Origin of the sequence: Sphingomonas sp. MMS24-J45 (genome assembly GCF_044881195.1) — a bacterium.
Classification (GTDB): Bacteria; Pseudomonadota; Alphaproteobacteria; order Sphingomonadales; family Sphingomonadaceae; genus Sphingomonas.
The window spans coordinates 1296484-1309714 of record NZ_CP173255.1; the positions used below are offsets into that span (position 1 = coordinate 1296484).

At 66.8% G+C, this 13231-nt stretch carries 17 protein-coding genes; 11 read left to right on the forward strand and 6 right to left on the reverse strand.

The window, feature by feature from the left end; all coding sequences use genetic code 11:
* Positions 1 to 17 precede the first annotated feature (17 nt).
* Genes AB5I39_RS06560 through AB5I39_RS06575 form a run of 4 tightly spaced genes read left to right on the forward strand, consistent with a single transcriptional unit; the run spans position 18 to position 2910 of the window.
* Positions 18 to 437: a hypothetical protein gene (locus AB5I39_RS06560; RefSeq protein WP_404372705.1), complete on the forward strand. Its 420-nt coding sequence runs from the start codon at positions 18 to 20 to the stop codon at positions 435 to 437.
* A complete protein-coding gene (locus AB5I39_RS06565; protein WP_404372708.1) occupies positions 438 to 671 on the forward strand; it encodes a helix-turn-helix transcriptional regulator in 234 nt (77 codons plus the stop codon). It abuts the gene before it with no gap.
* Positions 668 to 1435, forward strand: coding sequence for an ABC transporter ATP-binding protein (locus AB5I39_RS06570; RefSeq protein WP_404372711.1), 768 nt, complete (start codon positions 668 to 670; stop codon positions 1433 to 1435). The genes AB5I39_RS06565 and AB5I39_RS06570 overlap by 4 nt, the downstream gene beginning before the upstream one ends.
* Entirely contained in the window at positions 1432 to 2910 is a 1479-nt protein-coding gene (locus AB5I39_RS06575) for a hypothetical protein (protein WP_404372713.1), read from the forward strand. The genes AB5I39_RS06570 and AB5I39_RS06575 overlap by 4 nt, the downstream gene beginning before the upstream one ends.
* Here AB5I39_RS06575 and AB5I39_RS06580 read toward each other — a convergent pair.
* On the reverse strand, positions 2895 to 3656 hold the full coding sequence (locus AB5I39_RS06580; protein ID WP_404372716.1) for a hypothetical protein: 762 nt from the start codon (positions 3654 to 3656) through the stop codon (positions 2895 to 2897). The two genes, AB5I39_RS06575 and AB5I39_RS06580, sit on opposite strands and share 16 nt — an antisense overlap.
* A gap of 68 nt (positions 3657 to 3724) precedes the next feature.
* On the reverse strand, positions 3725 to 4756 hold the full coding sequence (locus AB5I39_RS06585) for an NAD(P)H-dependent flavin oxidoreductase (RefSeq protein ID WP_404372719.1): 1032 nt from the start codon (positions 4754 to 4756) through the stop codon (positions 3725 to 3727).
* 45 nt (positions 4757 to 4801) lie between these two features.
* On the opposite strand from AB5I39_RS06585, the gene AB5I39_RS06590 reads away from it, so the two are divergent.
* Entirely contained in the window at positions 4802 to 5218 is a 417-nt protein-coding gene (locus tag AB5I39_RS06590; protein ID WP_404372722.1) for a secondary thiamine-phosphate synthase enzyme YjbQ, read from the forward strand.
* Between the two features lie 131 nt (positions 5219 to 5349).
* On the forward strand, positions 5350 to 5802 hold the full coding sequence (locus AB5I39_RS06595; protein WP_404372725.1) for a hypothetical protein: 453 nt from the start codon (positions 5350 to 5352) through the stop codon (positions 5800 to 5802).
* An 86-nt stretch (positions 5803 to 5888) separates the two neighbouring features.
* Here the strand turns inward: AB5I39_RS06595 and AB5I39_RS06600 are convergent, their stop codons facing one another.
* Positions 5889 to 7151, reverse strand: coding sequence for an aspartate kinase (locus AB5I39_RS06600; RefSeq protein WP_404372728.1), 1263 nt, complete (start codon positions 7149 to 7151; stop codon positions 5889 to 5891).
* Positions 7152 to 7213: 62 nt separating this feature from the next.
* On the opposite strand from AB5I39_RS06600, the gene ubiG reads away from it, so the two are divergent.
* Positions 7214 to 7954: a bifunctional 2-polyprenyl-6-hydroxyphenol methylase/3-demethylubiquinol 3-O-methyltransferase UbiG gene (ubiG, locus tag AB5I39_RS06605; protein WP_404372731.1), complete on the forward strand. Its 741-nt coding sequence runs from the start codon at positions 7214 to 7216 to the stop codon at positions 7952 to 7954.
* Between the two features lie 135 nt (positions 7955 to 8089).
* Here the strand turns inward: ubiG and AB5I39_RS06610 are convergent, their stop codons facing one another.
* Entirely contained in the window at positions 8090 to 9628 is a 1539-nt protein-coding gene (locus tag AB5I39_RS06610) for an ABC transporter permease/substrate-binding protein (RefSeq protein WP_404372734.1), read from the reverse strand.
* On the reverse strand, positions 9625 to 10401 hold the full coding sequence (locus AB5I39_RS06615) for an ATP-binding cassette domain-containing protein (protein WP_404372737.1): 777 nt from the start codon (positions 10399 to 10401) through the stop codon (positions 9625 to 9627). The genes AB5I39_RS06610 and AB5I39_RS06615 overlap by 4 nt, the downstream gene beginning before the upstream one ends.
* A 50-nt stretch (positions 10402 to 10451) precedes the next feature.
* Between AB5I39_RS06615 and AB5I39_RS06620 the strand changes: the two genes are divergently transcribed.
* Complete coding sequence (locus AB5I39_RS06620; RefSeq protein WP_404372739.1) at positions 10452 to 11252, forward strand: SDR family oxidoreductase; 801 nt, start codon at positions 10452 to 10454, stop codon at positions 11250 to 11252.
* On the opposite strand, the gene AB5I39_RS06625 is transcribed toward AB5I39_RS06620, so the two are convergent.
* A complete protein-coding gene (locus AB5I39_RS06625; RefSeq protein ID WP_404372742.1) occupies positions 11241 to 11534 on the reverse strand; it encodes a 4a-hydroxytetrahydrobiopterin dehydratase in 294 nt (97 codons plus the stop codon). The two genes, AB5I39_RS06620 and AB5I39_RS06625, sit on opposite strands and share 12 nt — an antisense overlap.
* A gap of 53 nt (positions 11535 to 11587) precedes the next feature.
* Between AB5I39_RS06625 and AB5I39_RS06630 the strand changes: the two genes are divergently transcribed.
* Genes AB5I39_RS06630 through AB5I39_RS06640 form a run of 3 tightly spaced genes read left to right on the forward strand, consistent with a single transcriptional unit; the run spans position 11588 to position 13223 of the window.
* Positions 11588 to 11992, forward strand: a complete 405-nt coding sequence (locus tag AB5I39_RS06630; protein ID WP_404372745.1) for a metallopeptidase family protein — start codon at positions 11588 to 11590, stop codon at positions 11990 to 11992.
* Positions 11989 to 12582: a heme ABC exporter ATP-binding protein CcmA gene (gene ccmA / locus AB5I39_RS06635; RefSeq protein WP_404372748.1), complete on the forward strand. Its 594-nt coding sequence runs from the start codon at positions 11989 to 11991 to the stop codon at positions 12580 to 12582. Before AB5I39_RS06630 ends, ccmA begins: the two co-directional genes overlap by 4 nt.
* Positions 12576 to 13223: a heme exporter protein CcmB gene (locus AB5I39_RS06640; protein ID WP_404372750.1), complete on the forward strand. Its 648-nt coding sequence runs from the start codon at positions 12576 to 12578 to the stop codon at positions 13221 to 13223. Before ccmA ends, AB5I39_RS06640 begins: the two co-directional genes overlap by 7 nt.
* The last annotated feature ends 8 nt before the right edge of the window (positions 13224 to 13231 follow it).

Sequence of the window (13231 nt, forward strand, 5' to 3'; positions counted from 1 at the left end):
AGCAAGGGATTGCCATCGTGGATTTGATCGACCTCGCCGAACGCAAGGCGCACGCACGTGCGCTCGGTCTCTATGTCTTTGCGGGCTTTACCGTGCTGTTCCTCGTGTTGAGCTTTTCAGGCTGGCGGCCGGATTTTTTCCACGGGATGTGGCTGGGCTTTACGCTCGTCTCGACGCTCTATCTCTCGCCGCTGGCGACGCGGCTGAAGCGCGGTCCGCTCGCGCAATTGCTGGAGGATGAAGTGACGCGCGAGCATCGCCGGGTAAGCAGCGAAAGCGGCTTCTGGGCGGCGCTGGTCGCAGCTGCAGGGACGCTGATGCTCAGCGAAGGTGCGACCGCGTTGACGCTTGGGGACGGGGCGCGACTGATCTTCACCGCCGCGATCGTGGTGGCACAAGTCCGTCTCGCGACGCTCGAGCTTCAGGCCGCGCGCTGAATGGCCGAAATCCTGCACAACACGTTGAAAGCGGAACGCGAGCGGCTCGACCTGACGCAGGCGGCGCTCGCCGAGCGCGTCGGGGTGAGCCGCAAGACGATCAACACCGTGGAAAACGGCGTGTTCATCCCCTCCACCATACTCGCGCTCAAACTCGCGGCAGCGCTCGATCGTCCGGTCGAGGCGCTGTTCCGGCTGGACGGCCCGGGTGTATCGCTTAAACAGGACACATGACCGATCTCACCCCCCTGCCCGCCTTACGGATCCGTGGTTTGGCGAAGGCGTTCGACAAGCCCGTAATCGCCGGGCTCGACCTCGATATCGCCGCCGGGCAGCTTTACGCGCTGCTCGGCCCCAACGGCGCGGGCAAGACGACGACACTGCGCATGGTCGCGGGGCTCGCCAAGCCCGATGCCGGATCGATCCAGATCTTCGGCGTCGACGCGCTGCGCGATCCGCTGGCGGCCAAGGCGATCACCGCGTGGCTGCCCGATGAGGCGATGCTGTACGACAAGCTTTCGCCGCTGGAATATCTCGCCTTCGTCGCCGGGCTGTGGCGTATGGACCCGCAGCACGCCACCGCCGAAGCCGACCGGCTGCTGCACTGGCTCGATCTGTGGGAGCAACGCGATACGCGCTGCGAGGGTTTCTCGCGCGGCATGAAGCAGAAGGTCGCGCTGGCCGGCGCGTTGATCCACGATCCCAAATTGCTGATCCTCGATGAGCCGCTGACCGGGCTCGACGCGAGCATGGCGCGATCGGTGAAAGACGCGCTTCGGGCTCAGGTCGATGCGGGCAAGACGGTGATCGTCACCACGCATATCCTGGAAGTGGCCGAACGCATGGCCGACCGGATCGGCATCATCGGCGGCGGCAAGCTGCTTGCCGAGGGCACGCTCGATGAACTCCGCGAAAGTGCGGGGACGGCGGGCATGACGCTGGAGGACACCTTCATCCGCCTGACCGATCCGGCGGCGCACGCGGCACCTGCCGCATGAACTGGGCGATGCGGCGGATGCGGCCCGGCAGCTTTGCCTGGCTCGCCTTGCATGAATTGCGGCTGGCGACGCGATCCAGCCGACGCGGGGGACGGCGCGGGCTGATCGGGTGGCTCAGCGGGCGCGCGGGGGTCACGCAAATCCTTGGCACCTTGCTTGCGCTCGCGTGGCTGGCGCTCGGCTGCCTGATCGCCTGGGGCCTGCGCGATACGCCAATCCCGATCCTGCCCGAAATGCGCGTCGCGGCGCTCGGCATCAGCATCGTCGCGCTGACCTTCATGACCGCGCAAGCGATGATCGGCAGCCAGCGTACCTTGTACGAAAATGGCGACCTCGCGTTGCTGTTCTCCGCCCCGATCCCGGAGCGGACCGTTCTGCTGGCGAAGCTGCTCGGCATCGCGGGTACGGTCGCGCTGACCTATACTGTCTTGTTGTTGCCGATCATCGTGCCCGTTGCCGCACTCGGCCATCCGCGCCTGTTCGGGCTGGTGGCTTTGCTGGCGGCGCTGGCGCTGGCGGCGGCGGCGATCGGTCTGGCGCTGACGCTGGCCATAGCCACGCTGGTCGGCCCGCGCGCCGCGCGCACCGTCGGGCAGATCATGGCGGCGCTGGTGGGCGGCGCGATCTTCCTGGGCTCGCAATTGCTGTCCCATGCCGACCGCAAGCGCAGCGCGCCGATCGAAATATTCGAGCGGTTACGGGCAAACGGCCTCGGCACCGAAGGCGTGACCGGGTTGCCTGGACATGCCGCATTCGGCGATCCGCTGGCGATCCTGATCCTGCTCGGCGGTGCAACGCTGTTGTTCGTCGGCGTCGGGGCGACGCTGCAGCGGCTGTTCCTGTCGGGCTATCAGGACGGCGGCACGCGCCTGTCGCGCGCCAAGCCGACCGGGCGGGCGAGTGGGCGGCTGTTCCATGCGGGCCTCACCCGCTCGGTCTTTGCCAAGGAATGGCGCTTGCTGGCGCGCGACCCAGCGCTGGCGTTCCAGATCGTGCTCCGGCTGGTCTATATGGCGCCGCTCCTCTTCGTCGCGTTCGGGCGCGGCAACACGCTGCCGATCCCGGCGGTACTTGCCTTTGGCAGCGTGCTGATCGCGAGCCAGCTCGTTGGCAGCTTCGCGTGGCTGGCGGTGTCGGCGGAGGATTCGCCCGATCTGCTCGCGGTCGCGCCGGTCGCCAAGGACGAGATCGATTTCGCAAAATTGCTCGCCGCCTTCGCGATGGCGGTCCCGTTCGCGGTGCTGCTGCCGATTGCGATCGCGCTACAGACGCCCGTTGGCGCAGCCGTCACGCTGGTGATGACCGGGCTTGGCGGCGCGGCCGCGGGGTTTGTCGAGCTGAAACTAGGCAAACCCGGCCAGCGCAGCACCTTTGCCAAGCGGCGCTCCGGCGGGTTCGTCGCGGGAATCCTGTCGCTGCTGATCGCCGTCGTCTTTGGCGGCGGCGCGGCGCTTGCGGTCTATCTGATCGGCTGAGCCGAGGCGATCACGCGCGGCGTGACCGAGGCGCGGAGCTCCTGGCCGCGCGGATCGGGGAGCGCCGAAACGTTGTACAATTCGATCCGCGTGGTTGCGACCTGGGGGGGCGGAGATGCCACTGCGGCGATCGTCTGCGGCGAACGCCAGGCGTCATAGCGGCGGTAGAAATCGGTGAACGCCTGGTCGAGCTGCGGCAAGCGCTCGGCGGCGAAGGCGGCAAAAGCGGTTGGCGCAACGCCTTCGCTATCCGCCAGCGTGCGCGCCGCGGTGGCGCAGAACGCCTCCCGCGCAAAGCTTTGCGAGAAGAAATTGTAGAGCGAGGTCATCGCGTCGTCATAGCGTGCGCGCCACTCGCCGCCCCCGCCAGCGCGATATTCCGCCGCCACCGCCGCCTCGGCATCACGCAGCACGTCGCGCTGGCTCGTCAGCACGGCATTGTAGTGCGCGACCAGCGTAGCATCGTCGGACCCGCGACATGCGAGCGCCGCGACGTTCAGCCCGGCGCGGAAATGCCAGACGGTGGCGGCCGGGCTCAGCGCGCGATTGGGGGTGATATAGGCGCCATCGGCACCGCGCGCAGGAATTGGCATACCGGCATAGGCCCCGGCGGGCATCGTCGGCGCGGCCGCAACCGGGAGTGGCACGGGCGCGACCGTGATCGGCGCTGTGCGGCTGGCGCATCCGCCGACAAGCACCACGCCGAACAGCAACGGCAGGAAGGCCTTGGCCCGATACGACCGCATTGCGACTCTCCAGCACATCGGAAGCTGGAGCTATCGCAGAGAAAGGTTAACGGTGGTTTAGAGTGCGGTTACGCCCCGCGCTGCCCCAGCGCCTCGGCGGCTTCCGCCATCAGCGCGGCGATGATCTCGGCGGCGGGTTCTTCCTTCGTCACCATGCCGACCGACTGCCCGGCCATCAGCGAACCATGCTCGACATCGCCGTCGATCACCGCGCGGCGCAAGGCCCCCGCCCAATAATGCTCGATCTGCAATTGCGCCTCGGCCATCGCGACCTTGCCCTCGTCGAGCAATTGCGCGACTTCGCGCTGCTTGGCGGTGAACAGGTCGCCACCGGCATTCTTCAGCGCGCGCACCGGGATGACGGGCAGGCGCGGGTCGATCTGCACGCTCGCCACCGCATCGCGGGCAGAGGCGCGCAGGAACGCTTTCTTGAAATTGGCGTGCGCGATGCTTTCGGTCGCGCAGACGAAGCGCGTGCCGAGCTGGACGCCGGCCGCTCCCATATCGAGATAGGCCGCGATCGCCTCGCCACGCCCGATCCCGCCCGCGACGAACACGGGGACTTTATCGGCGACTTCGGGCAGGATTTCCTGCGCCAGGACCGAGGTCGAGACCGGGCCGATATGGCCGCCCGCCTCCATCCCCTCGACCACCAGCGCATCGACGCCCGAGCGGATCAGCTTCTTGGCGAGGCTCAAGGCAGGGGCGAAGCACACGACCTTCGCGCCACTCGCCTTGATCGCGTCGAGCGCGCCCGCCGGGGGCAGGCCGCCCGCGAGCACGACGTGCGTCACCTGATGCTTCGCGCACACCGCGATCAGATCGAACAGGCCGGGGTGCATGGTGATGAGGTTCACGCCGAACGGCTTGTCCGTCATCGTCTTGGTCGCGGCGATCTCGGCATCGAGCAATTCGGGCGTCATCGCGCCGCACGCGATCAGGCCGAAACCGCCCGCGTTCGAAATGGCGGCAACGAGATGCCGCTCGCTGACCCACGACATCGCGCCGCAGATGATCGCAGTCTCACTGCCCAGGAAAGCGGTGCCGCGCTGCATACGGCGGGCGAGGCGCTCGGCGCCGATCGAAGATGTTTGTGTCATCGATCGCGCCTAGCGCCGCGCGGGGTATTGGGGCAAGCCCATGTCATGCGACAGGACATCGGCCAACTCGACATTCGCACGCCCGGCCAGGGGCTCCACGAAATGACGCGCGATGTTTGCGACTGGGTTGCCGCGACCGGGATTGTCACCGGGCTGCTCACGCTGTTCGTGCGGCACACGTCGTGTTCGTTGCTGATCCAGGAAAATGCTGCCCCCGCCGCGCGCCGCGATCTCGAGCGGTGGTTCGCAGGCGTCGCGCCCGAATCGCGCGGCTATGAGCATGACGACGAAGGCCCCGACGACATGCCCGCTCACCTCCGCGCCGCGATCACCGCGACGAGCCTGTCGATCCCGGTCGCAGACGGACGCCCGGTGTTGGGGACGTGGCAGGGCATTTATCTGTTCGAACACCGCCGCGCCGCGCACCGGCGAACGGTGGCGGTGCATGTTATAGGGGAATAGGACCGGCAGAAAGCGCCCGAGTTGCGAACTTCGGCACAATGGAACATAATTCGGATATGGCCACTCTAATCCGTCGGCTAGGAACGCCATTGTTAGCCCTAACGCTTGGCAGTTGTTCTTATGCGTATGACATGAGCGTCATCGTCATTAAAGGACATGTTGCTTTCGTCGTTGATCCCGCTTCGAGAAGCCAGCCCGACTGTATAAGAAGCATCGATGTGAGCGCCAATCGCGGCGAACCAAAAGCCACTCCAGCGCCCGGCGATGATGAAGCCCTGGTCCAAAACGGCAGCGTATATTGGTGGGAGTTTACGGACTCTAGCTCCTGCGACAATCCTTTTCCCATAATTTACGGCGTCCCCTTAAAGGGAAAACGCTCGGCTGCCGTTGGCTATGTTGCCGCAAAGCGGTTGAAGGCAGGCGTGATATACCATGTAAATGCTGTAAGTCGCGGCTCGGGCTACGGTTCTGCATGGTTTAAAATTACGCGGAATGGTCGGATCGAAAACTATCGAAGCGATCCGACGCCATCGATGGTCGATAAAGACGGCTATGTGATTAACGGCAGCGCTGCAAAGCAGTAACGGCAGCTACCCAACGCCTTCGGACATGCAGTTCTGTCCTAAGCGCGCCCGGTCTGGCATCGTTCGCGCGCTCTTTCGCGACACGCTCAGGCCGCGACGTCCTCCGCATCGAGCCCATAAGCCGTGTGCAGCACGCGGACCGCGAGTTCGGTTTCGTCTTCGTCGATCAGCACGCTGACCTTGATCTCGGAGGTCGAGATCGCCTGAATGTTGATGCCGCGCGCGCCCAGAGTGGTGAACATCGTGCTGGCGACGCCCGCGTGGCTGCGCATGCCGACGCCGACCACCGAAATCTTCGCGACGCGCGTGTCGTGGACCAGGTTGGTGTAGCCAATCGCCTCGCGCGCCTGGTTCAGCACCTCGATCGAGCGCGCCAGATCGGCGCCTGGCACGGTGAAGGTCACGTCGGTCGACCCCGCCGCATGCGCGATGTTCTGGATGATCATGTCGACGTTGATGTTGGCGGTCGCGAGCGGCGCGAAGATCGCCGCCACCGCGCCGGGCTTGTCGGGCACCGCGATCAGCGTGATCTTCGCCTCATTCTTGTCGTGCGCGATGCCGGTGATGAGCTGTCGTTCCATATCGCCTAATTCCTCTTCGCTCACGATCATCGTTCCGGGCAGCGTATCCGCCATCGGGGCATCCTCGCCGGTGAAGGACGACAGCACTTGCACGCGCACGCCTTCCTTCATGGCGAGACCGACCGAGCGCGTCTGCAACACCTTCGCCCCGACCGAGGCCAGTTCGAGCATTTCCTCGTACGTGACTTTCTTCAACTTCCGCGCGCGCGGGACGATGCGCGGGTCGGTCGTGTAGACGCCGTCGACATCGGTGTAGATGTCGCAGCGATCGGCCTTCATCGCCGCCGCCATCGCCACGGCGCTCGTGTCAGAACCGCCGCGACCGAGCGTGCTGACCCGCGCATCGTCATCGACGCCCTGGAATCCGGGGATGACCGCGACTTCGCCTGCCGCGAGGCTCGCGTCGAGGGCGGTCGTATCGATGTTTTCGATCCGCGCCGAGGCATGGGCGTCGCTCGTCGCGATCGGCAATTGCCAGCCGAGCCAGCTCCGCGCCGGGACGCCTGCCGCCTGGAGTGCGATCGCGAGCAAGCCGCTGGTGATCTGTTCCCCCGCCGAGACGACGACGTCATATTCCTTCGGGTCGTAGAGCGACGAGGCCTCGCGGCAGAAGCCGACCAGGCGATCGGTCTCACCCGCCATCGCCGAGACCACGACCGCGACCTGATTGCCCGCCGCCACCTCACGCTTGACCCGCGCCGCGACCGAGCGAATGCGCTCGATCCCCGCCATCGAGGTGCCGCCGAACTTCATCACGATACGGGCCATGCGCGCCGGAAATCCTTGGGAGGGGCCTTGGGGTCTTGGGGCGGCCCTGATAGAAAGCAGGCATGGCAAGCGCAACCGTAACAAAAGCAACCACTATCGATGCGGGTGAAGCCGCCCATTTCGGCGCGATGGCCGCCGAATGGTGGGACCCGAAGGGGTCCTCGGCGATGCTCCACCGGCTCAACCCGGTGCGGCTGCGCTATCTGCGCGAGCGGATCGACGCGCATTGGCATGGCGACGAGGCGGGCTTTACGCCGCTTCAGGGCAAGCGCGTGCTCGATGTCGGGTGCGGCGCGGGATTGCTGTGTGAGCCGCTGGCGCGGTTGGGCGCGAGCGTCACCGGGCTGGACGCGGCGGCGGAGAATATTGCGGTGGCGCAGGTTCACGCCGCGCAATCGGGGTTGGCGATCGACTATCGCACCGGCAGCGTGGAAGGGTTGGGCGACGAGAAATTCGATCTCGTCACCAGCATGGAGGTGATCGAGCATGTCATCGATCCGGCGGCGTTCATTGCCGGGCTGGCTGGGGCGCTGGCGGACGACGGGTTGCTCGTGCTCTCGACGCCCAACCGCACCGCGCTGTCGCGCCTTGCGCTCATCACGGTCGGCGAAGGGTTCGGCCAGATCCCGCGCGGCACGCACGATTGGGACAAGTTCCTGACGCCCGACGCACTGACCGCGCTGGTCGAGGCGGAGGGGCTGCGCGTGGTGGACGTGCGCGGGCTGAGCTTCTCGGTCGCGAAGGGCTTCGTGCTGAGCGACGACACCAAGCTCGATTATTTCGTGACGGCGGTGCGGGGGTAAAACCCCTACTGCCACCCCGGCGGAGGCCGGGGCCCAGTTACGCTAACCTGATTGGCGCGCGCGGCTTTAGATCACCGCGGCCATCGCAGCTGGGCCCCGGCCTTCGCCGGGGTGGAACAAGAGTATGGCTCGACTTTACAGTCCCACCTTCTTCTCCAACCACCGCGCCGCTACGTCTGAGGTTTCCTTCTTTTCGTCACGGTCCACCCGGTAATTCGCCGCGCGCATCGCTTCGACCGGAATCCGCCCCACCAAAGGCTGCAACGCCGCGATCAGCTTGGCATCCTTGGCCCGCCCCGGCGCGACCATCAGGATCGCGTCATAGCCGGGAATCGCACCACGCGGATCGCTCAGCACCGTAAGCCCCTGCGCGGCGATGCGCCCGTCGGACGAGAAAGCCGAAATGACATCGGCGCGCCCGCTTTCCAGCGCGCGGTACATGAAGGTCGGACTGTAGGCGCTCATCGCCGCGAATTTCAGCGGATAGGCGGCCTGCACCGCAGCCCATTCGGGACGTTCGAGAAATTCGAGGTCGGAGCCGAGCTTCAGCCCCGGTGCCGCCGCAACCAGATCGTCGAGCGAGGCGATATGCTTCGACTTCGCATCGGCACCGCGCATCGCGAAGGCATAGGCGTTTTCGAACCCCAGCGCCCCGAGCAAGCGCACGCCCGAGGTTTTTGCGGTCCAGTCGCCGATCGCGGAGACCATAGCCGGGCGCGCCGGGATGTCGCGGCGCTTCATTTCGTTGGTCCAGATCGTGCCCGAATAATCGACATAGACATCGATCGCGCCCGATTTGAGCGCGCCGAACACCACCGCCGAGCCCAATCCGTCGCGATATTGCACGCGGTAGCCTGCTTTTTCCAGCCGGTGCCCGATCACGCGGGCGAGGATGTATTGCTCGCCGAAATTCTTTGCGCCGACCGTGATGGTATCGCCCGAGCGCGGCCAGAGCGGCGTCAGCGCGAGCAGCATCCCGACGATCAGCACGCCGCCCGCCACCCAGATCTGCCCCCGCTTGCGCGCGGCGATGCCGTGCTCGATCAGCCCGAGCAACGCATCGACCGCGAGCGCCAGCGCCGCCGCGCTGAGGCATCCGGCGAGCACGAGCGCCCAATTCTGCGTCTGGAGCCCCGCGAAGATCAGGTCGCCGAGGCTCGGCTGGCCAACGGTGGTGGAGAGCGTCGCGGCGCCGATCGTCCACACCGCCGCGGTACGGATGCCCGCCATCAGCACGGGCGCGACGAGCGGTGCCTCGACCAGCCGCAATTTCTGCCATGCGGTCATGCCAACGCCGTCCGCCGCCTCGATCACCGCAGGGTCGAGGCCGAGCAGGCCGGTCACGCCGTTCCGCAGGATCGGCAGCAGCGCATAGAGCGTCAACGCAAGCAGCGAGGGCAGGAAGCCGAGCGCGGGGATGCCGCCGCCGACCGCCTGCGACAGAAACAATAGCAGCGGGTAGAAGAGCGCGAGCAGCGCGAGGCTGGGGATCGTCTGGACGAGGCTCGCGAACCCCAAAGCGACGCGCGCCACGCCCGGCCGCCGCGCCGACCAGATCGCCAGCGGCACGCTGATCGCCAGTCCGAGCAGCAGCGCGGAGGCCGCCAGCAGCAGATGCGCGGCGAGCAAATCGGGCACGCGCGCCATCGCGTCGAGGAAGGGGCCGCTGGTCATGCTTCGAGGTCGCGCATCCGCCGCGCCTGTTCGCGCGGCACCGCGACCAGCGCATCGGCGATCGCCCCACCCTGCCCCGCCAACAGTTCGCGCGGGGTCGCATCGGCGACGATCTGCCCCCGGTCCATCACCAAGATGCGGTCGGCGAGGATCAGCGCCTCCGCCATGTCGTGCGTTACCATGATGGTGGTAAGCTCGAGCCGATCGTGCAGCGCGCGGATCGCCTTGCCGAGTTGGTCGCGCGTCACCGGATCGAGCGCGCCGAACGGCTCGTCGAGCAGCAGCAGCCCCGGCGCGGTGGCAAGCGCGCGGGCGACGCCGACCCGCTGGCGCTGCCCGCCCGACAGCGCATCGGGCATCCGCGTGGCGAATTCGCGCGGCAGATCGACCAGATCGAGCAAGTCGGCGACGCGGGTGCCGTTCGCCTTCTCGCCCGCCAAGCGCAGGCCGATCGCGATATTCTCGGCGACGGTCATATGCGGGAACAGGCCGATATTCTGAAAGACATAGCCGATCCGGCGGCGCAGCGCGTGCGGGGCGGCGTCGCCGACTGGCGCATCACCGATCCGCACCGTGCCCTCGCTCGGCTCGATCAGGCGGTTGATCATCTTGAGCAGCGTCGATTTGCCCGAGCCCGACGATCCGACCAGCGCCACGAAACTGCCGCCAACGACCTCGACCGATACGCCATCGACGGCAATCGTACCGCCGCCATAGCGTTTCGTCACGCGATCGAAGGTGACCGCCGGGCCGATGTCGTGCGATGGTAGCATCGACGGCGACAGTGGGGCACGGTACCGCACGCGTCAAAGGGGTTAGCGACATGGCTGAACAAAAAGCGATTTTCATCACCGGCGGCGGATCGGGTATTGGGCAGGCGACCGCCAAGCTGTTTGCCGCCAAGGGTTGGCGCGTTGGCCTTGCCGACGTAAACGCGCGGGGCCTGAGCGAGACCGCGGCGATGCTGCCCGCCGGGATGGCCACGACCTACACAATGGACGTGCGCGACCGCGAGGCGTGGGTCGCTAACCTCGATGCCTTCACCGCCACGACCGGCGGCCGCCTTGACGTATTGTTCAACAATGCCGGGATCGGCACCGGCGGGCCGTTGATCGACATGAGCTTCGAGGATCTCGACCGCGTCGTCGCGATCAACCTGGTCGGCGTGCTGAACGGCGCGAAGATCGGGTACGCTTACCTTGCGAAGACGCCGGGATCATGCCTGCTCAACACCGCTTCCGCCTCGGCGATCTACGGATCGTCCGGCCTGTCGGTCTATTCCGCGACCAAGTTCGGCGTGCGGTCGCTGACCGAGGCGCTCGACGGCGAATGGTATGGCGCGGGCGTGAAGGTCCGCGATCTGGTGCCGAGCTTCATCGATACGCCTTTGCTCGCGACACCGGCCGGCAACACCAATTATTCGATTCGGCAGGTCGTCACCAACGCCGGGCTCGAACTCACCGCGGTCGATGCCGTCGCGCAAGCCGCCTGGGATGCGGTGCACGGCGACAAGGTCCACACCTATGTCGGCAAGACCGCCGACCGCATGGCCTTTGCCGCCCGCTGGATGCCCGGCCGCATGCGCAAGATGATGCGCCGCGCCGTGGGGAATTCAGTCGAGTAAAGCGTCGATCGCTTCGGCCAGCGCAATGTCCTTGTGCGACAGGCCGCCGGCATCATGCGTGGTCAGCGCGATATCGACGCGGTTCCACACGTTCGACCATTCGGGATGATGATCGGCCTTTTCGGCGAGCAAGGCGACGCGCGTCATGAAGCCGAATGCCTCGCTGAAATCGGCGAAGGTCAGCGTGCGCGTGATCGCGTCGCGCGCCTCGTCATAATCCCATTCGTCGAGCGTATCGAGCGCGTCGGCGCGGTCCTCATCGCTCAACGGTTCAACGGTCATGGCCACGCTCTCCCTGCTGGCGCACGCTGCGCCTTGGCCGTAAGGCTTAGCGGATGGTGCCGCCCGATCAACTCCCGCCGACTGCCGAGACGATCGAGGCGATCGCGCGAGCGACGATCGCGGGCCTGCCGGACGCATTCCGCGCGCATCTGGGCGATGTCGTGCTGATCGTCGAGGAATTCGCCGATGACGAGACGCTCGACGCGCTCGGCATCGAGGATCCGTTCGAATTGAGCGGGGTCTATCATGGCCGACCGCTGGGCGAAAAGTCATCGATGGACTCAGGGACGCCGCCTGACCGCATCCATCTGTATCGCCGCGCGATCCTCGACGAATGGATCGACACCGGGGTCGGGCTGACCGCCTTGGTCGCGCATGTGACGATCCATGAAATCGGCCATCATTTCGGGCTGTCGGATGCCGATATGCACGCGCTGGAAGCGAGTGTGGAGGGTTGAGCGCTGCGCTCGCCTTTGACGACGTGACCTGCGTGCGCGGCGGGCGGACGTTGTTCGAGCACCTGTCCTTCGCGATCGACCAGGGGGGTGCGGCGTTGGTGTCGGGGCCCAACGGGGTAGGCAAGTCGAGCTTGATCCGCGTCGCCGCCGGGTTGCTGCGGCCCGCTACGGGAGAGGTCTCCGGGGTACCGACCCGCGCGCTGATGGCCGAAGCGGCGGCGCTCGATCCCGCTTTGCGGCTGGTGGATGCGCTTGGTTTTTGGGCACGGCTCGATGCAGTCGATGATGCGCGTGGTCGCGTGACGCGCGCGCTGGAGGCGGTTGGCTTGGCGCATATCGCGGAAGTGCCTGTGCGCTTGCTCTCGACCGGGCAGCGCCGCCGCGCCGCACTCGCGCGCGTGGTGGCGAGCAAAGCGCCGCTGTGGCTGCTCGACGAACCCGCCAACGGGCTCGATGTCGCGAGCGTGGCGATGCTGGAACGGCTGATCGGCGCACACCGCAAGGGCGGCGGCGCGGTGCTGGTCGCGACGCATACGCCGATCGCGCTGCCGGATGCGGTAGCGGTTTCACTTGGGACGCCGTCATGCTGACCCTGATCGCGCGCGACGTGCGGATCGCCTGGGCGAGCGGCGGGGTTGCCAATGCACTCGCTTTCTTCCTGCTGGTGACGATCCTGTTCCCCTTCGCGGTCGGCCCGGACAGCGCGCTGCTCGCACGAATCGGTGGTGGCGTGATCTGGGCGGCGGCGTTGCTGGCGGCGCTGATGCCGGTCGAGCGGCTGATCGGGCCGGATCTGGACAGCGGCGTGCTCGATCAGCTTGCGGTGCGCGGGCATTCGATGCCGAGCGTCGCGGCGGCAAAGATCGTCGCGCACTGGGTCGGGTTCGGTCCGCCGCTGATGCTCGCCGCGGTGATCGCCGCTGGCTTGCTCGGGCTGGAGGCGCGGACGCTGGGCGCGGTCGAACTGGGCTTGTTGATCGGCACGCCGGGGCTCGCGGCGCTCGCGGTGGCGACTTCGGCGCTGGTCGCGGGTCTGCGCGGGGCGGGATCGGTCGCAGGGCTGGTGATGCTGCCGCTCGCCGTGCCGCTGCTGATCTTCGGCGCGGGATCGCTCGATCTGGCCGCCGATGGCGGGATGGGCGCGATCAAATTGCTCGGCGCGGTCAGCCTGTTGCTGCTGGCGGGCGCGCCGTTCGTGGCGGGCGCGGCGATGCGGGCTGGGATGGAGTAGGACCCTCT